The organism is Paenibacillus sp. WC2504 (assembly GCF_052682475.1).
Map to the genome: position 1 here is coordinate 7,624,358 of NZ_JBQZFH010000001.1, position 20,438 is coordinate 7,644,795.

General features: G+C 38.5%; 11 protein-coding genes. All 11 read right to left on the reverse strand.

Annotated features, from left to right (window positions below; all coding sequences use genetic code 11):
* Positions 1-7 precede the first annotated feature (7 nt).
* The 11 genes from ACUN27_RS34935 to ACUN27_RS34985 all read right to left on the reverse strand — a co-directional run bounded on the left by ACUN27_RS34935 (position 8) and on the right by ACUN27_RS34985 (position 20,431).
* A complete protein-coding gene (locus ACUN27_RS34935) occupies positions 8-493 on the reverse strand; it encodes a hypothetical protein (protein ID WP_445560470.1) in 486 nt (161 codons plus the stop codon).
* A 190-nt stretch (positions 494-683) separates the two neighbouring features.
* Positions 684-2,849: a Z1 domain-containing protein gene (locus ACUN27_RS34940; protein WP_445560471.1), complete on the reverse strand. Its 2,166-nt coding sequence runs from the start codon at positions 2,847-2,849 to the stop codon at positions 684-686.
* Positions 2,850-2,939: 90 nt separating this feature from the next.
* Positions 2,940-5,687 carry a DEAD/DEAH box helicase gene (locus ACUN27_RS34945; RefSeq protein ID WP_445560472.1) on the reverse strand — a complete coding sequence of 916 codons (2,748 nt, stop codon included), beginning with the start codon at positions 5,685-5,687 and terminating at the stop codon, positions 2,940-2,942.
* Positions 5,688-5,702: 15 nt separating this feature from the next.
* Positions 5,703-6,938 carry a hypothetical protein gene (locus ACUN27_RS34950; RefSeq protein WP_445560473.1) on the reverse strand — a complete coding sequence of 412 codons (1,236 nt, stop codon included), beginning with the start codon at positions 6,936-6,938 and terminating at the stop codon, positions 5,703-5,705.
* Positions 6,925-7,725: an OmpA family protein gene (locus ACUN27_RS34955; protein WP_445560474.1), complete on the reverse strand. Its 801-nt coding sequence runs from the start codon at positions 7,723-7,725 to the stop codon at positions 6,925-6,927. The genes ACUN27_RS34950 and ACUN27_RS34955 overlap by 14 nt, the downstream gene beginning before the upstream one ends.
* Before the next feature lie 14 nt (positions 7,726-7,739).
* Positions 7,740-9,590: a hypothetical protein gene (locus tag ACUN27_RS34960; protein WP_445560475.1), complete on the reverse strand. Its 1,851-nt coding sequence runs from the start codon at positions 9,588-9,590 to the stop codon at positions 7,740-7,742.
* 32 nt (positions 9,591-9,622) lie between these two features.
* Complete coding sequence (locus tag ACUN27_RS34965) at positions 9,623-10,447, reverse strand: C39 family peptidase (RefSeq protein ID WP_445560476.1); 825 nt, start codon at positions 10,445-10,447, stop codon at positions 9,623-9,625.
* Between the two features lie 1,285 nt (positions 10,448-11,732).
* Positions 11,733-14,945 carry a DEAD/DEAH box helicase gene (locus tag ACUN27_RS34970; protein WP_445560477.1) on the reverse strand — a complete coding sequence of 1,071 codons (3,213 nt, stop codon included), beginning with the start codon at positions 14,943-14,945 and terminating at the stop codon, positions 11,733-11,735.
* A 12-nt stretch (positions 14,946-14,957) separates the two neighbouring features.
* Entirely contained in the window at positions 14,958-15,698 is a 741-nt protein-coding gene (locus ACUN27_RS34975; protein ID WP_445560478.1) for a hypothetical protein, read from the reverse strand.
* Entirely contained in the window at positions 15,676-17,574 is a 1,899-nt protein-coding gene (gene pglZ, locus ACUN27_RS34980; RefSeq protein ID WP_445560479.1) for a BREX-3 system phosphatase PglZ, read from the reverse strand. The genes ACUN27_RS34975 and pglZ overlap by 23 nt, the downstream gene beginning before the upstream one ends.
* Before the next feature lie 19 nt (positions 17,575-17,593).
* Positions 17,594-20,431, reverse strand: a complete 2,838-nt coding sequence (locus ACUN27_RS34985) for a DNA methyltransferase (RefSeq protein WP_445560480.1) — start codon at positions 20,429-20,431, stop codon at positions 17,594-17,596.
* Positions 20,432-20,438: the final 7 nt, after the last annotated feature.

Below are 20,438 nucleotides of genomic sequence, written 5' to 3' on the forward strand. Positions count from 1 at the left end.
AGTATTGCTAGTCACTGACTCTCATTGGACCATCTATTCTAACTAACTGTACGAGGTGATTCATTTGTATGATCAGTTTAACCAGTTGAATTGAAACAGCATTAACAATAGATTCAGTGTCCTCAGTAATAACATAATTGATTTTGTAAAACTCATCATTACGTACCGAGTATCCATGCAGCCTAGCGTAAGCGAGCATGATTTTACGTAAGCAATCTTTCTGCTCTTCAGTGATAAAGTTTTCCCTTTGTAGAAATCCAAATTCAATTCTTACCGAGGTCTTTTGATCATTTTCGTAATAAACATGTAAACGGATGTTACAGTAGTCCTTATGCCAAATCGGGGTATCTTTTAGGAAGAAATGACGGTATATAAATGTTTTACCTACGTTAGCCTTATTATTAAAAAGAAGTCTGAACCTATCTAATTCCCTCTCCACAATATTGCAAATCTCATCATTAATTTGGCGTGCTTTCTCTATTAGATTCCCCACTTTTTCACAACCTCCAAGTCATCCAATTTGCCTATTGAACATCAGCTATGTATTCCTCTGTCATCATACAAGTCAATCCGCATCACTTAATTTAAAGACAAAAGACGACAATAAAGTCGTCTTGATTCAGTCAAATTCGATGTTTCTATTCTTTTTATTTAAACTGCCGATTTAGACTTATACTCTCAGATCAATCAGCAAACAAGTTATTTGCAAAAACAACTGTCTGCAACTGTTTCGGTGCCACCAGAACTGGCCAGTAGAAAGGATGACCGTTCCATCCATCAGCAGTACCATTCTGCCTTAACAAAACAAGTGTCGGAATATCTGTTGCTAAATTTCTAGCCAGCCCCTTCTCCTGATATGAGTCGGGAGAGTTCTCTAAACGACCATCCTTTTTATATTTGGCAATGTCTCGGTTCCGACGAAGAATTACCCAAACCATCCCTTTTCGTGAGGGAATACTTGAAAGATTAGCCATATACTCCAAACTTGCTGCAAAGGCGGATGCATCCCAAGAATGTCCGTCTGCAAATGTTTCGGATATCTTCGATAGAAGTTTTGTCGCATCACTTAGATCCATCAAGAAAGGCTCTGGCAAGTTCCCTGTATCACTAATATAGGTTGTAATAATAGACTCAATTGCTGTTACTGGCTTCTGAGTATGTGTCTTCGCCTTTAATTCAAACCCAACCGGTAGCAGACGAGTGCTAGGTTTTAAAGTTGTTGTGTTAGCTAAAAGTATTTTGTTAGGTGAACAAGGGATGATGTGATTGGATAGATCTTTCTGAATAAAAATTACACCATTATCGTTGTTCCCTCTCTCAAATGCTTCTCGTAATGCCGTATCAAATTCATGAATTCGTTTCATAATGATATAAATATCAGGCGTTGTATAAAAGCGAGTAACGGTAAGATCCTCAATTGAACGTGCTCCATACATCCTAGAGTGCTGAAGTACCGTATCTTGTTGAAACGTCTTCGGACGACGTCCATAATAAAACCCTATGAGATTTCCTATAGTAATACCGCGATCTAGAATCTGACCACCAATAAATATATTAAGTGGTGTCCGAAGCTTCAATTGACCTGAATCATCGAGTAGCTCGTTAACATCTTTTTCTGAATTGACCTTCGTTATCATAATAAAATCACGATTCAAAGCTTCACTTACCTCTTCGACTATAACATCTAGACTCGGTAGATACGAATCAAGCATTTGAATTGATGTACTTAAATTCTGATAGGCTTCATCAATTAATCTATAAAATAGTGCAGTATCTTCTTTACATTCTTCGGATAATTTATCTTTGATAGCAAAAATAATATCTTCTTGCCATTCATGAGATGCCTTATTCTGCTCTGTATGAATAATAAAACTATATTTCTTAGGAATACCACCAGCTTCACGGACTTGGATACGACGTATGCATCCACCTACTATAAAGTTTATAATGGCATTCCTTAAGGAAACCACTTTGGGACTAAATATGCTCTCCTCAATTTTAAATGTACGCCGATCTGGTTTTTTCAAAACCTGCAGTTCATTATCACCAACTTCTTCAAATAAATGATAAGCAACGGAGTCTTCATTTTCGCTCTCTTGAAAATAAAAATCGCCACCTACATATTTATCGTGAATGGGAACAAGAGTAGTAAATGCTGGTTTAATTGGTTTGAACACAGCTGTATCCGTTACCACATCTTCGGGTTGAAGGTATAATGAGTATGGAGTGGCTGTTACTTGGAGGAAGCTGCATAAAGGCGCCCTATGCCTAAACTCATCAATTTTCCCAGCAATCTTTTTTATCTCCAAACGTTCTTCCTTTGATGTAAAACCAATACTAGCAAAATCTGCTTCATCATCAATTATTAAAATGCGTTTATCGGCTAGTTCTGGATATGTTTCAAAAAAGGCCTGATGAAGACGCGCCATATTTTTGATCTCTTTCTTTACTACAAAAACCAACTTTTGATCAAGCTCATATCTAGTTAAATTATTGGGGAACACCATAATATCGAATATTTGCAGGAGATCTTGATCCTGATTCATAAGTCCTTTAAACTCATCTTTTAATCTTTCTAAAGTCTGCTGAGCTAAAGCTTTTGTTCCCTTTGTGAGTATGACAACGATATCGTAAGCATTATCAAATGCTGAAGCCATCACACCTAGAAAGGTACGAGTTTTACCCGATTGTATTTTTCCAAGTAACATCCCTGGGCGGTCAACAGAAGTTGAATTAATGGATAATTTATAAACAGTCTCTTCAATACAGGTCTGCATTTTTTGATCATAACTGTTCTTATTCTTAGAGTACGTGTAGAAGGTTCCTTTATTATTTAAAGTTTTCAGCATATTCAATCCCTCCACCATAATTAGATTATGTACTCATTGTAAGTTATCTGTCTGACACTATATTGTCAGGAAACGAATGTTCGCCAAATATTACAAACTAAACTTCTGCAAAACCTCTTTCTCTAGATCAAGCTTTCGACTCGAAATAATAATGGATGAAGCTAGTTCTTGTTTCTCGGATAAAATACGATGAACGATCTCCTCAACGGTCCCCTGCTTCAACACGCCTTCATTGTCTGTAACAATGGGACAATACACATGAACAGGCTTATCTTGACCTATCCGGTATGCGCGATCTGTTGCCTGATTCTCTACGGCAGGATTCCACCAACGCGTATAATGGATGACGTGATTTGCTGACGTGATTGTCAAACCCGTACCTGCAGCTTTTGGAGACAAAATTAAGACATCAAATCCTGGCTTTCGGTTAAACTCATCTACAACCAATTGTCTACGATCAGTCATACCGTTAATGATAAAAGAACTTATACCAAATCGATCTCGAATTGCCGATTTTAAGATGTCCTGCATCTTTAGATACTCTGTAAAAATGAGTACTTTTTCACCTTTAGATTTAATATCATCTATAATTTGAAGCGTGTGCAATAATTTAGGCACCATTTCTGGAGGAAGATTAACCCATTCAGGCGCAATCAGTCCAGGGTGTGAACTTAACAGTTTTAGCCGTTGAATAGCCTGCAAACCATCCATCATTTTTGATTTTACTAACTCAAGAATCTCGGCATAAAGCCGTTTCTGTACATCGCCAAGAGGCACTTGTAGAACATGATGATGCTTAGGAGGCAGTTGACCTGCCAATTCCTCTGATTTCGTCCTGCGTTTGTATACAGAAGATAATTTGGCTAACAGCCGTTTCTCGACAGCAGAGTCTCCCTCACCAGCCTCAAGTGGAGTAATGAACTCTCGTTTAAACTCACTTAAACTTCCTAATAAGCCAGGCTGAACATAGTCCATAATCGACCAAAGCTCACTTAAGCCATTCTCAACAGGGGTCCCTGTCATGGCTAGTCGGAACTTTGATTTCATCGCTTTAAGTACATGGCTTGCAGCGGTCGATGGATTCTTTATCGCTTGGGCTTCATCGCAAATAATTGCCTGCCACTCCACCTGTCCGAAGACAAGCTGATCGCGAGCTAACGTATGATACGTTGTAATCGTAATTCCAATCTGTCTTAATACCTCTGGTGACTTAATTCTGTCCGTCCCTCGATGTAAATACAAACTGGGTAGTAGAAATGGAGCAAATTTCATTAACTCCTTCTCCCAATTATCGATCAGGGTCTTAGGTACAACAATTAAAGTAGGTGTTAAAAGATTCGTATGCTGCAGATAAGACAACAGTGAAATAACTTGAATGGTCTTACCAAGACCCATGTCATCAGCTAACAATCCACCCCACTTCCGAAAGTGCAGCATTTTCATCCATACATAACCATCCTCCTGAAATGGCTTAAGCGTGGCCTGGAAGGAATCTGGCGGTCTGCGTTCTAATACACCCTGATCATGTAACTCTTGATGCGCCTGTAAAATTGGTTTATTGAATTCGAGTTGACTAATGTTTTCGTAGATTTCTAAAATATAAGGAAGTGAAGTGATATCAACAACTGGAATATCCCCAAAACGTTTCTGGACTTCTCCAGTCGATTGAATAAAGTCCTCTACTTCTGCTGGAATTCGCAACCAATTCCCGTTCCATTCAAAATACTCATTTCCATTGTTTCTGGCTTCCTGAATAAGCTGCTGAAACTCGTCTGGTTTAAAAGATTGCCAAACTTCCCCCGTCTCGTTAACGGCTGAAAACCCTGTCTCGATCTGAAACCACCCACGGTCCGACTCTTTCGCATGAACAAAAGGCTGTGTCCGATATACGCGAATTCCAAGAGACTTGACACGATCACCGAATAGTGACAGATCTATCCCCTCTACATCTGGCAAAAAGGCTTCAGGGTTTTCGGCAAATCTAGGGATGTCGTCACCTTGAATGGTAGGAACTTCTTTGATCTTGCTGGCTTGTTCCCAAACTTTAGGATCCACAAATACTTTTTCCCGACCTGCTCCAACCGCGAATCTAGCTCCTTTGTCGTTCAAGCTCTCTAGTAAAGTTGGATCTATCTCATCGGATACATAGGTTGGTTGAATATGAATTTTCTTATCATCGTACTCCACCTGCAGCTCAAGATGATCGACAAAGAGATATTCCTGTCGCTCTAGATAAGAATCTATTGGAATACCTAGACGTTTGGCTCGGTTACGGACTTCTGCAACGTAGGAGAATATTTTTTCGGTATCCCGAGAATCTGGACTATTCCGAATCAACTGATCCAATTCAAAGGTATCTAGATCCAGTAGGCGCATAGAACCATCTGGGAGAGCTATCCATGGGCCAACTATTTTAGATGTCTGTTCAACGTTACGCCATTGTCCATAACTCTTATGTAATACAAACTGGAATCGAGAAGTACCAACAGCCCCTTCATGACCTAACATAAGCTCTGGTTTCACTGGCTCAGGAATGCCCATGAAATCCTTTATCTCAAAAGGAAGATTAAGTAGGTCCGTATACATCAAACAATAGCCTTCCGAATCGCTATGAAGCATTTCGTCATACCACAAGCTTTCAAGTATTTCTAGAAGCTCCAGTTGCGTTTCCTGCTTCAATTGTGAAATCGTTAAGTTAAGAGGGAAGCAGACAAGCTCATCGACTCCCTCGCGAATCAGGGCTAGGCTAAGACCTTTTTCAATAAAAGCCTTCTTAATCTGAATGGGAATATATTCCTCATTTTTCCCATTGCTAAAGAAACGCTTAAATAGGGACATCCCTTATCCTCCTAATTAAAATCGACCGTCTAGGTAGTTTCTCATGTGCATTGTAAACTTTTGTGGCCAACTAAAGCCATGGTGTCCATGTCTATCGATAAATAACGGTAGGCCTTGCTCAAAGGGATTCTTCCGTTTGAGAATCTCCTCTCGTTTACTTTTACTTCCATCTCGGAATTCAGGTAAACTTGACTCTAACTTAATTATTCTTTCAAATCCTACTCTATGATAGAAATAAGCTGCGCCAATGATGCCAAATTCTACAACAACAAATCGTTCAAAATAAATAAATGCTGCCTTTGGGTTTTTAATGACATCTACATCCAAAATGTAATCCTGATTCAAATAATTTTTCCAATAGTCAAATCGCGCATTATCCTCATCCTGCTCGAAGAATTGCTTCATTTTGTTATGAAGAAGCCATTTGTGTACTTGCTCCATAATAGATGGGCTCATAACATCCCAATGCATGGGCCGCTCCAATGGATTTTCTAATCTTTTGATGGCCTGAGTCATAAGTGCATAGTCAAACTCTTTGAATGATCTGGACTCCAAATATACGCTGATAAGAGTCTTGTATTCATCCATTTCATAACGCTCAAGTCTACCTACTATAAAATCGACACCATCACGCTGCACGTAGGATTGCTGAGCCAACCCTCCGAGTAAAACCCCTTTTAAGAGTTCCTTCTCCAGAAGACTGTCTTGCTGTACTTTTAAATTACCTAGCTGCGATTGGGTAGGCTGCGTTGAAGTTAACAGCGAAGTAATCAAACCCGCAACGATACCAGCACGCTCTAAAAGCGCGGTTCGAATCGTATCATTCGACTTCTCTTCAGATACCAAGAACTCAAATTGGTCTGTATTATAAATTAACCGAAGAAAATCTTGCAGAAAGACATCATGAGGATCTTGCTGAAATAACCCCCAGGCTATCTTTCCAACTTGAACGGAATATCTGTATGTTAAAATCAAATTAATTTTCCGGCGTGTTTCGTGACTTTCATCCTTAAAAGGGTAGTCATATAGTAATACGAATACTTCCATCCTCTTTAATTGTTGGGCAAATGTCTCTAGCTCATCAAAAGACACTTGCCGGATTAGCTCTAACAACTTCGGCAGTTTATTACGGCTAAGCTGCTTAGCTAGAGCTTGATCCGCATCTTTAAATACCTTCTCGACTTTGACGCGCTGTTCTTTTAGCTTTAGGGGCTCAAAGGTATAATGATAATATGTCTTATTTTCCATCATTTTGCATCAACCCTTGAAGTTTATCGAGAAGCTGCTCGTCTTTCAAACGGAATTTGAATTCTACTCGCCGTGATTTATCAGCATCAACAGTTCCATTTTCTTTATATATCGGCACTGAGAAAGAACGACCGTTTGCTGTAATAACGTCTTTTAACTCGTCTTTATACTTGAAATTAGAGAAATTAGGAGAAAAAATTTGTTGAACAACAGATAAAGCCCTGTCCTGAGAAAGTTTCAAATTATATAAATAAGAACCATCCGTGTCTGTATGTCCCTCAACAATAATCTGAGCAACCTGCCCTCTAAATTGATCTGATAAGAGAATTCCGATATATTGCGGGATGAACTTCTCTAGATACGCTTTCCCTGTTTCTGATACAGCACTACTGTCCGTTCCGAAGAACACGCCACCAGAAAAACGAATCGTACCCGTTTGTTGGTCCACTTGAAGATTCAGTTCCGAGTCTTTGAATGCTTTCACTAGTTCCAAAATAATCTTCGACTTTACTCCGAGTACTTCCTCAATAAGCTTATCTTTCTCCTGGATAACATCTTCTTTCTGCTTCATGACTTCAGCTTTCTCATCAATAGCAGTTTTAGCCTCATCAATTGCAGATTTGGCCTCTTCATATGAAGTCTGCGTATCAAACATCATGACCATTAACACTAACGCAAATATGATAAGTAATGCGGACATAAGGTCCGTGTATGATACCCAGAAACTTTCCTTCTCTTCCTCATGACCATGAGGGAGGAAGCGCTTTACATTGCGATACCCTCTCGACATCTTACTCCCTCACCTTACGCTGGATTAATCATTCGCTTACTTTGCTTGTTCAGCTCTTGTACCGTTTGTTTTAATGTTTGCATTTCATCAGGGAGCTCTAACAAGCTTTCTTGAATAGCTTGAACCACCCGGTGCAAAAGATTAACCGTAGTACCTAGTTCCTCATCAAACATTTCGAACGTATGTTTAAGGCCGCGGTGCATATCATCGGTAAATTGCCCCATCGATTTCGTTAATTGATTATTGATCTTCGTCATCACTTCACTCGTCGTATCCCAATGGTCCTTTAACACTTCAGATCTGCTATCCATACCCTCAAGTTGTCCTGTCAAATTTCCAACAATATCTTGCATTAACTCATCCATTCGGATACGTTCACTCTCGGTTCGAGTCAGTACCTCTTCCATGGTTGATTGAAGATCACTGAAGGTTCTTGCATTGGACTCCACCTGACCAATAAGTTCAGCAAGTGTCTCACCGGATCTTTGTGTATAACCGGCATATTCAGCCATGCTGTTTGCAAGAGATTCTTGACTCTGAGTGGTATCCGTCATTCCTCTCAAGTTTTGCTCCAGCTTCGTCTGAAGTTCTACCTGTAACTCGGTTTGCTGTACAATAGATTCAACATTTTGTTGAAGTACATACAAGCTTTCATCAAAATGATTATGAAACGCATTACGCTCTTCAATAATCTTCTCGAGTAACACCGATGTAGCTCCGTGAAGCTCTGCATTCTTCTCAGCTGTCTGATTTAATTGAGCAACGGTTCTCTCCAGAACATCCTGTTGCTCAGTAATTTGCGACGTATATTGATGAATATGATCGGTAAGCACCGTTGTTTTCTCAACCATAAGTGATTGTTCCTTCGCAGAATCTTGCATGGATTGAACCAACGTACCCATGTCCTCATGGACACGCTTCTGCCATTCAATCGTAGTACGTAAAGCTTCACCTAGATCTTTCATATGATCCCCGGTAATTTGCTCCAACTGTGCCACAAATGTATTCACCATATCGCCCATGCCCTGCATTTGATTTGCACTTACCGTTTGCAACATGTCCTTCATCATCACTTGCGTTGTTTCTAAATGTGGTGTTAAAGAATGTTCCAAAGCGCTTGTAAAGCCTGACATCATCTGTGGGATGAGTTGCTCCGACATGAAAGCTTGGAAATCCAACATATGTTTCTCTTGGTTACTTAACATCCGGAATAAAACCGTAGATTCTTCTTGAGTAGGAAATGTTTCATCAAGTGTGTCACGGATCAAATAGAAACTATTCGATAACCAACGATAAAAGAATAGTTTATCGAGTAGTTGCCATATAAGTGAGGCTAAAATACCTGCAATCGATGACGCGAATTTGGCTTTCATTCCAGCAAGGAGTGTACCAATTCCCCCTTTTAGTACAGCAGAATCACCACTAGGATCTAAGCCAGAAACCCCCATTGCAATCCCTAAAAAAGTTCCAATAATACCCAGAGCTAGAAATATACCTGGCAATGTATCCATTAACTTTCGTTGACCGAAACGTTGAATAAATCTCTCTTCTTGAAAGAAATCTAATACATCAGGAGTCATCATAACTCCGCTTTGTTGATACTGCATGTATTTCACACGAAATGAATGCCATGCTGGCATAACTGTCTTTTCAACGTAGTTATCCTCTATCTGTGACTTCAACCATAAGTCAAATTGTTGAACACGCTCATGAACAGATTCTTCAACTTGAAGCTGTTCTAGCTTTCTTTGTATGTTTACCGCCATCGTCCTTGCCCTGTAATAAGGAAGAACAATGAAAATGATCCCGCAAACAATAATAAAACCCATTAAACCAATAAGAAAATATGAAATCAATGATGTCATTGCAAAGCCTCCATACGATTTATATTTAACCCTCAGTTAGGAACAGGGGCATACGTCAATGCCTGCTTTCCTAACTGCTCCCAGCTACTAATGAAAGGCTGTTTTGCAATCTTTACTGCTTTTTCCCCATTTAGTGGGTTATTAATGTACACATTTTCCTCATCATAACCTACAAGTAAAACCGCGTGCTCTTCGAATGTCGCGTGAACTGTGTTCCCATCCTTGGTCTTCCATTCAACCCAATTATCAACTGGTGTAAAACTAGACGTCGTCCATATGATCACGGGATAATCCAGCGACACTTGCTTCTCTACCTTGCTGAATGCTTCACCAGTCAAATCAAGCGCTTGACCGTGACTGATCTCGTTCAATACATCAGCTATTGGTTTATGATAAACGCCGTAGCCCATCTGTTTACCAGTTATATCCCCTACAAAACCTAGATTGGGATCGCCCCATATAAGGATCGAATTATCTTCATCTTGTTGGAGTGGAGTCTCATCTTTGGCAAGCATATCGATTAGCTGCTGCCTATCATAGGGGAGCTTTAAATAATTGGTTAGCATGGCTAAACTCGTAATCTCACAGCCATTTACGTACTCGGGGTACTGGGACATGGCAGTGACATCTATGTGATACTCCTTAGGAATAGGAATCTCGCTAATCACAACATGTATCTCAGGTTCATTTCGTTGATCAGGAGGTGATTGCTTTGTAGCTATCCCTGATGTTAAACTAATTTGACTTTCATTTATACTCGATAAGGAATGATTTTCGCTAGAACACCATGTGCTAAGAATGAATGGAATCACGCTAATTAGCAATGTATTAGTAAAATGGAGCTTCGATTTCGGCATGTGAAATCCCCGTTATTCACTAGAATTTTCCTTTGCCCTTAGGTTTCTTATCATATCCTTGTATAACTAAGATATGTGGCTCAAAAGGCATGTTTGAACACATTGTATGAGTTGAAGTGAGCTTTCAATTCCAATTTCTCACTAATAATTAGATAAGATCTAATTTGAGCAGCCTCCAGCTTTCCCGATCCCATATTTTTATTAAAACTATTTAATAAGACTTGGTTCTCCTCCTCACTAATGAGTTTTAATCGAAATAGCTTTTGAATACGATCTACCTTCTTGTCGTCGAAACCTCATGTAATCCTCACACTTCTTCTCATTATTATTATTTTAAAGTATAGCATTACTGCTTTGACAGCAAGATGTCAGAAAACACTTGTTCTTATCGACAAAAAGGACACGATTGTCATTTGAATACGACATTCGTGTCCGGCAAATTATCAATTGATAAACCGTCCAGAAAGTAAGCCATACCTTGGAACTCCTTGTGACTGAAGAACTAGTTCTAGGTGGGTATTATTCGACAAAATTGGAAATAACCCTCTTTTTTGCTAAACATTTTTTTCAGTCCGACCTATATCTAATCAGATACTCCACGACCTTAGACATAATATTTTATTAAAATTCTTAGTTAGCAGGAAAATCAAAAAGCCGTCAGGAAAATATCTCACGCCCAAAAAATCTCTAATATTCCTATCCTTTTACCCGGAAGGCTTTTATGACTTCATCGCCAAGATGATATAAAACCTTGACTGCGATTCTTCCATTCTTGGGGACTTTTGAATGAAATCAAGATATCACTGGTATCGAAATTCCGTTTTTTAAAATATGTATTGTATCTTTACTTCGAATCTACTTTCCATTTTCGTGTAATTTAAATAATTTCTCTAGATTATCCAGTAATATTTTACTCTTGTTTGACTCATTCGGTAACTTTATAAAACTTTCTCCATTTCAACTCCAGTTTTACTATAACCCCTACCGTATCGAGAAGTATTCATATTCTTATCCCTAATATGTTTGCTAGAACCGAACGAAGTTTTCCCACTCAGGAAAAAAATAACAATGTTAATTGGGAATAGTTGACTGAGAATGACTGTTTCATCTTGTAGATCGTTATTAAATTACCTCCCATTACTTGCTTCGAGATGATAATGATAATGTAAGTATACTAGAAATCCCTTACAGTGACCTGTCAGGGATTGTTTCGTTCTTATAGCTCTTAAAGATTTAAAGTAAAATATAGATAGTAACAGATACTATTAGTCTTCTAGAATGCTTACTAAATTAAATAGGTACTCTGAATCTTCCTCTCTTCTTTCACTCTGCCATCCTTAACAACATAAATATAAGTGAAATCATCTATCTCTTTCAAATCCTCAATATAATCTTCGGAAGGCCAGTACAATTCATCATCCGTAATAATAATAAATCTTGGTTCCCCGTTAAATCTTTCACTATAAAAATCAACTAGAGAAAATGGATCAAATGTCTTAATATTTCCACGCCCGTTTTGACGCTCGTAATCCTGGATAAGTTCCTTGTAATCTACTGAGATGACCCGTTGAGTTTTCCCTCTTGGTACAATCTCTAGTTGGACAATACGTTTTGGAGGCTTCATTGCAATATTCTTTTGCCTTTGAACTAGAGCTAGCCTTCGCTCTTTACGCATTTCCACGTCAATTAAATTTGCATCAACTTGATTAATTAATGCGCCATTCCGATTTCCCACATTTTCCCGTTCGTAATTGCCACGGCGTTCAATTAAATCATCAATTTGTTTTTTAAACGTTTTGTCCAAATAACTTGATACTCGATCCAATTGTCCTTCGCGTTTCTGTCGAACCTGATCCCGTAGATCCATTGCTGCTTTCACCGCGGCAGATCGGATGGAACTGTCTAACGACTCACTTAAAGTGGTGAGTTCACCGATAAACTCTTGTTGAAACAACCAAAAATGATCTAATCGAATTAATGAATCATTTTGCCGCTTACCAAGAAGGATAAGCTCATTACCTAGTTCATTTCCTGTGCCATCGGTAACACTATTGAGATAGACCTCAACCGATAAAGGCTCACTGATTGGACAATATATCAGGTAGCGATCTATTGCTAATTTTTCGTTTTCTTTTCGTGTAAGAATCATCCCTAATTTAAACAACGGATGATCCTCAGAAATGATATCGATGCCTTCCTTTTCATATCCTCTAAATGAGGTAAACCGAATTGCTTCTTCTAGTTGATATAATGGAAGTCGGTTAGTCTTTGAAATATCCCGAATGTATTTGGGTAGTCGTTCAATTCTTTTTATTTTCTCATTTTGGGTCTGGTGTATCCTTACATTACATTTCTTAAGGATATGTTCTGTAAATGGCCCATAATTACGTTCTGGTAATTTTTTTACAACTAAATCATGCTGTTCTCTACGCATCTTGGGTAGATCAAATGCATCTTCAGATAACCTTTCCCTCTCTACATCTTCAAGCAGCTTTTTATGCTCCTCCGAGAGTTTTCGCTCCATAGATGCAATAATATCTTCTAGCTTCTCACGGTGAATGACGGCGGCCTGCATTAAAGAAGCCAAATCATTGAAATCCCCATCAACAATATCACCGATGAAATCATACACAAGGTCGGCACCCAAGTCTTCTCTCATGCGTTCCATTTTCTCAAGCAGACGTATCATAACATCGCCTTCACGCGTATTTGAAGCAACAAGATTGAAGATAGCAACTTCATTTTTTTGGCCAATTCGATGAATACGTCCCATTCTTTGTTCCAGCTTATTGGGGTTCCAAGGGATATCATAATTTATCATTTGATTACAGAACTGTAGATTTATTGACTCTCCACCTGCATCAGTAGCCAACATGATTTGACAATCGTTACGGAACAATTCTACTTGCCTTCTACGCTCATCCATAGAAAAACGCCCAACAATCTTTGAAATCTGAGGAACGCGTGTCAATAATCGTTTCTCCAAAAATTCTAGTGTATCTGCCGATTCCGTGAAAATAAGAATTTTTTCCTTTTGATTCAATAATCCGTTCCATCCAAATAAGGTTTGCTCAAGTTCATCATACTTTCGTTCTAGCGCTGTTTCTTTTAAATGGGATGTTTTCCTTATTAATCGTTCTAACTCATTAATTTCAATCCGTAACTCTTCTGGATCGAGGTTATCTGTTGAACTCTCAAGCTCATCTTCTAATAACTCTTGAGTTTCTAACGATTCGTCTTCATACTCATCCAAATCAAATTCCACTTTATTTTTGGTTTGTTTCTTTTTACTTGCGATCGTTTCTTCTAATAGTTTGATTAGCCGGTCTCTTCTTCGTTTAAGGGACAAGTCTATTGCATGAACAGATGAACTAAGCCTTCTTTGAAGCAGCATCATTGCAAAAGCCGTGCTGTTACTACCGGCATTCATTGCGCGGTTAAAGTACAGACGAACATAATCCGTAACCGCTTCATATAAATCCAGTTCATCTTCCGACAAAGTATACTGAATCGTTCTAACTGTTCTCTTAGGAAAAAGAGGCGTCCCATCAAAGTTTTTGAGAGTTTCCTTTAACCTACGGATGATAAAAGGATTTGCCTTTTCTCGCAGTGATTCCGTTACCGACAAGTTAGAAAAAATATCATCATCTACTAAGCGCATCAAGTGCCGGAAATTCTCCATATCACCTTTATGAGGTGTGGCCGTTAACAATAAACAATGCTCCGATTGCCTAAGAACAGTTTCGCCTAAGTGATACAATCTTGTTTTCGATGTTTTCTTTTTTGTAACACCATGAGTATAGGCTGCCATTTTATGGGCTTCATCCACAATCACAAGATCAAAATTCGCTTCACTTACGAGACTTTTTACATCATCACGGGCCGCCCAGTAAACGGAAGCAAGACAGCAATCATGTTCTAAGAATGGGTTCTTTGATCCGTACTGTTTTGTTACAGAGCGATTAATGATGAAGAAATCTTCGTGGAATTTATCCTGTAGCTCTTCCTGCCATTGCTTCAAAACTAAAGGGGGAACAAGAATTAAGATTCTCTCCACACTTTCACGTGCTTTAAGCTCTTTAATCAGCATTCCTGACATAATCGTTTTGCCTGCACCTGGATCATCCGCAAGTAAGAAGCGCACCTGGGGCATTTGCAGCATTCGGCTATACACTGCTTCAATCTGATGTGGCAGCGGGATTAAATTCTTGTTACCTAACGCTCGTTTGGAGGAGTATCTTCCACTTACTACCAACGCATGATAACGAAGATAATGCTGAAGGTCACTTGCAGTTATCTGTTGGTCAATACTTATCTGTCCACTTAATCTTTTTAAAGATTCAAGTTCGGCTTTATCCAACATTAACTCATAATAACGATTCGAATCCCGCCCAAGTGCAGCAATGGAGAAGAAGCCCTCGTCGAAGGATTCTATTTTTTTAATTTCAACGCTTTCAGGGAACTGAGCTCCTTGAACAACTTCACCGACTTTGATCATCATCCCACCGCCTTACCTCAATCCTATCATAACCATGTCTATGCCCTGCCGCATTACTTGTAGACGGCTATTTCTTAATTCGCTTTCCGATACATCTAATACAAATGGGAATACACAAGGTTCCGCTGCGATTTGCTTTAATTCTATAGCTGTTTTCTCGGTAGCTTTCAAAATAACCTCAATAAACCAGAGTTTTAATTCCAACTGTTGAATGGTTCTCTTCTCAGCATTCAAATATATTTTCTTCTGTTCGCTAATCACTTCTAAGTGTTTAAAAGTTCCTAATACGGCTCCTATTGATACACTTACTCGTCTGCGTTCGCCATACAGTGCAAATATTTTCCTGCTTAACTGCACGCTTGAGAATTCCCCATGGAGTTGAAAAAGTCGCCCCACTTGATCTGCAACATCGCTGTAAAATGGATAAGAGAGGAGCAACATTCCCCAATGAAGGAGTAATCTTTCTTCTCTAGAAGCGTTCGCAAACAACTGTAAGCCACGATCCCGAATTTCTTCATTCTCCGTGCCCACTAAGACCCAAATTTTAAACAGAATCGTTCTAGCATTCAGTCTCGACTTAGCACCAGCTATATCTGACATCAAATTTTGATCCACTAGATCATATAATTGCTGTCGACTCTCCACTCTTGTCAACTCACGAGCAATATAGTCCAGTTGATGCAATTGCAGCTTTTGATCAAAACCAACAGCCTTTTTCAATATGACACCTTCATTCTCTTCTTTTCTTAACACGTACAAATGGAACGATTACCTCTTCAATACTGGTTCCACCATGACTGACAACAACTTCGCCTTCTTTTACAAAAGCTTCACCGCTTTTAGCTGTCAATACGAAAAAATCCTCAGGAAGTCCGACTTCTTTCCATTTCTGCGACGAGTATTTATGAGCAGCTCGGTCTCGTAATTCCTCTGAATTATAAATACGAACACGTTCCCCTCGAGTATCTGCTAGCACGCCTTCTCGTATGGTTCCAATGCCTACACTTTCTTTGTTGCCATGATCAGAGGTTATATACACCTCATATCCTACATCCAATAAATCGTGAAGTAATGAACGCAGGTAACCTGCTTTTAACCAAATGGATATTTGACTATGCATTCCCTTAAGTCCTTGAATTGTGTTATGCGTCAACTTATCAATGATATCTACAACAAGTCCCGCAACCTTAATGTTAGATTTGGATAATGCCTTAATATCAGATTTTTGATATTCACCTTGCCCGAGAGACTTCTCGTACGTGACATGGATCGGTGCAATTCCATATCTGGCCCAACATGCTCTCCACTCTTTTTCCTCATTCGCTGTTGTATGAATGCTCGAATAGTAGGTTTTTGGAATTTCTCCAGAGAATATAGCTTGTCTTGACACTGAGGTTAATGTAGGGACCCAAGCAAATGTACCATTCTCTATAAAATCAAAAGAGGTATTTAAATCCGAACGAACTTGACTCCACTGTACAAAACTCAATCCATCCATTACTATTATAGCTTTTTTGGGGTTGCCTTGCAGGTGCACATGCTCAGCCACTTTATGGAGCATAACTGGAGTATGCTGATCCGACAACGAAGCCAGCGCTCCATAATGTGTATTGAGCCATAGTATAAATCTTTCTTCTATGGCTTGTTCAAGTGATTTTAATTTCTTATTAATTTCAGATGGGGACTCCAATGTAAACATCTTTGATTTCGCGGTACTGAATAATTCAATAAGATTGATCCAGCCGCGGCGATCAATCTCAAGTTCTAACATTTTCTCGACCTGACTGATGTGCTCGTTTATAGACATTATTTGAGACTGTTCTTCATTATGTTGTTTTACTCCAAATAATAAAGAATCGGGCAATGAGTCTTTATCAAACGATATAGGATTTAATTTGCCTATACGGAATAAACCAGCAAGTGTATCATGTAATTTGGTATCCCAATATGAATGATTGTCAGGAGTTTCATTTTCCAAGAAATAAAACCATTCCTTCTGTAAGAAGGAGAATAAGGCATTTGGAGATTGGATAAATTCAGATATTACCAATCGCGGATTGCTGTTTTTATGGTTTAATGTATCCACCAGATGCTTTTCAATGATTTCAGGCATTGAACAATGCAACTGATGTCGGTTAATGCAAAGTAAAAGACATTCAGCTTCTGTATCAATGGTGTCGTATGGTAATTTATATATTCGTTTCAGTATGAAGTCTATTGTATCAGCATCTGATCTTTTCGTGGGTATGTCATCAATCAATGACAACGCATCGAGAGTTCGAAAATCCAGTTCTTGCACGATAGGCGCAGATAACATTGGAAACAATTCACTCTTGCTCATTGAAATATGTTTGCCCTGAATCCAAATATCGTAGGGAATATCACTAATATCATCTGACTCGGGATGTATCAGCAAATACCTACTGAAAGTATTCCGTCTATACTGACTTTCGTACCAATACCTGAATACGGCTCGATCTTGAACTTCTACAACTTCTATCCCTAACTTCTGCAACTGACTGATAATGGCTTCATCCTGCAATAAGGAATCAGGGTCGGTCACTAACGTAATATGGTAGAAAGGTGCTTGAAAATGCTCAAGCACCTTTCTACGCCAATTTTTATTCAAATTCTATACACTTCCTTAACTACAGGCCGAGTCTGATCTGTGCATTATCGTAATACATAAGCAATTTGTCATCTTCTTGGAGTACATTTTCAGGAAGACGATCACCAATAGTAACTATAGTTTGGTAATCTTTTTCACCCCAAGCTTTCTTAAATCCGACTCGAATAGACTCGGTGCGGAATTGTTTGAGCTTTTTACGATTACCGATTAATTCATCTCGATATGCCTCAAATTCGCGAAGCAATGATTTTTCACGTAATTTTTCTAAATCTGCTTGTTTGTTTGGATCTGGAACATACCAGCGATCCTTTGCTTTTGATTTTAAAGCAGAATCATTCTTAGGTAGATTTCTCAGATCTTTGAAATCTGAACTTAAATATGTATGAATTTGGCTTGGGACATCTTCAATTGCTTCATATTTAAGATAGTTTTGCTCAAGTAGTGCATCCAACTCAGGTAAAATCTCGTGCTTTGCAATATGTTGAATTTCTTTCATATAATGTGGGTGTAAGTCCTGTCTAGTCTGTGGCTTTTTCATAAGTTGCTGACGAATCCATTCAATTGCACTGTTTTCATCAGATACAAACAACGTTATTTGAGAAAACTCCTTGGCATGAATGCGTTTTTTGTCATATTCAGCAACCTGGGTTTCTAAAAAAGCCATCCCATCCCTCATTGGAAATCGTCGCTCAACACCAATCTGAAAATCTGCCGAAGAGAGTGGTACAGGATAGCCATTTTGAACATGATAGGCAATCATACGGTCGAATAGGATTCGCGGTGTTCTTTCTACGATTAGATCAGCAGCCCCCTTCTCACCAACAAATATCGGCAACTTCTCTAGATGTTGCTGTACGAATGTCCATGCTGACGCCTCTGTATTTTGTTCAAGCATAATTTTCTCAATAAAATCACTTTTGGGCTTGTATGCTGAGATAACTAGGTCTTGTTTAACTGCTGTAGCTGTCGTTATAGCTTTAAAACTTCCTTGCTTTTTATCGAGTGCAGCAACATTTGCAATAATAAATCCCGCTTTCTCAAGGGCATCTCGAATGGAATTCCAAACACTAGATTGTGAATTGCTGAACTCGACTGTTATCCACCTGCCTGGCTTTAATACTCTAAAGTATTCTTGAAAACTTTTTACCATAAGATTATGGTATTCTGGAAGGTATTTATTTTGAGTTCTATTCATGATTGCTTCAGTAGTATTATTTGTGAATACACCGAGCCATGATTCCCATATAAAATTCAGTTCAGAATACATTATGTTGCTACCAAAGGGAGGATCAGTAAAGATATAATCAATACTGTTACTAATAACATTTAATTTGGTTGCCGATGAGGTACTCACGGCAAAATTCCCATTCTGCCCAATAATGTTTCTTAATCCATTTATTATTGCCTTTTTCCGATCTTGTATCTGTTTAATAATTGCTGTTTCAATCGGAAGAGAAGAGACATACAATGTTCCTTTTAAATAGCCAGCATTAAACCCCCCACCCCCAAAAAAATATTTTTTTAGATGGATTCGATTCATTTGCGTAGCTCGATATAGTAAACTTGAAAATAAAAATTCCAAGTAAGGATTATTATTTTTCCTTACTAGCTCTTTTAAATGCCCTAGAACTATTAAATTTCTCTTTGTAAAGAAATGGTGTACATGCGTTATTCCATTTATATCATTTCTTCTTGCCTCATCTCCTTCCGGTAATCTCTTCACTGGAAACGGATGTTTAATTTCAATATTTTCAATTTTGTCAATAAGTGTTAAATCACTTTTATCTGGTCTCTTATTAAAAGTCTTTTTTCTAACACCATAGTTGATCAATACAGGAACTTGTTTAGTTACTTTTATAGTTGAATCTGTTGCTTTATCATATTTAGAAATAAAGGTTTTATCTGAGGATTTCTTTGATATCTCACCACTACAATTAGGGCAGAGATATTGATCGTCAACCTTGCCTTCTTTTTCATTAACTGCTACGTCAAAAAAAACATATTCTTTTATACAGAATGGACATGTGAGAACATCAGACCATACTGTAAAGTTTACCTTTCCCTTAACAACCTCTCCATTACTATCTTTTTGTATTAGTCCATCAATTGAATGATTGGTTAGATACATCCAGGAATGTTCAACCGATAGATCTTGTACTATGCTATCGATTTCACTTTCAAATCTATGAGAATTGAACGTACCATTTTGATTCCGTGTAATATGCGTTGCTATTGGGGATAGATCATTTAATATTGCTTTCCTAATTCCTAACTTAGAAGTGGAACTGTGTTCATCTTGTGAAATATTCCCATCATCACTAACCCTATAACCCATTTCTTTTAGAACTAAAGGACTTCCGCACATTTGTGCTGCAACTCCTGTCATTCCTGTGCCTGAAAATCCATCTAAAATAATATCGCCCGGATTAGTGTAATGTAGTAAGTACCTTATAATTGCTTTATAAGGTACTTTGGTATGGTAGCTGTGGACATTATATAAAGGATCATTCTTGCCTTCACTAACATCTGCAGCAAATGGCCCCCTATCATAGTTATTATATTGGGTTATCCCATAGTCTTCTTTATTCTCTTCCCAAAAAGAAATAAAATTATTGATCCAAGGATTCGGGCAAGCAGTATAGTACGGTGGATCAGACAAAGCCAAGATCTCCTCATCTTCCCCGATCGGAAACCCTTCAATTTTCTTAAGTTCCGGTAATTTTCCACGTAATTCCTCAGTAAAATATGCTCTGCGCGCTTCATCACTCTCAAATGTCAAACCCAAACAGGTTATAGGGCCTGTTTGGGTTTCATTTTTCATCTCGAATAGAGTTCCTTGCTTAAGGTTATCGCTCATAAATTAA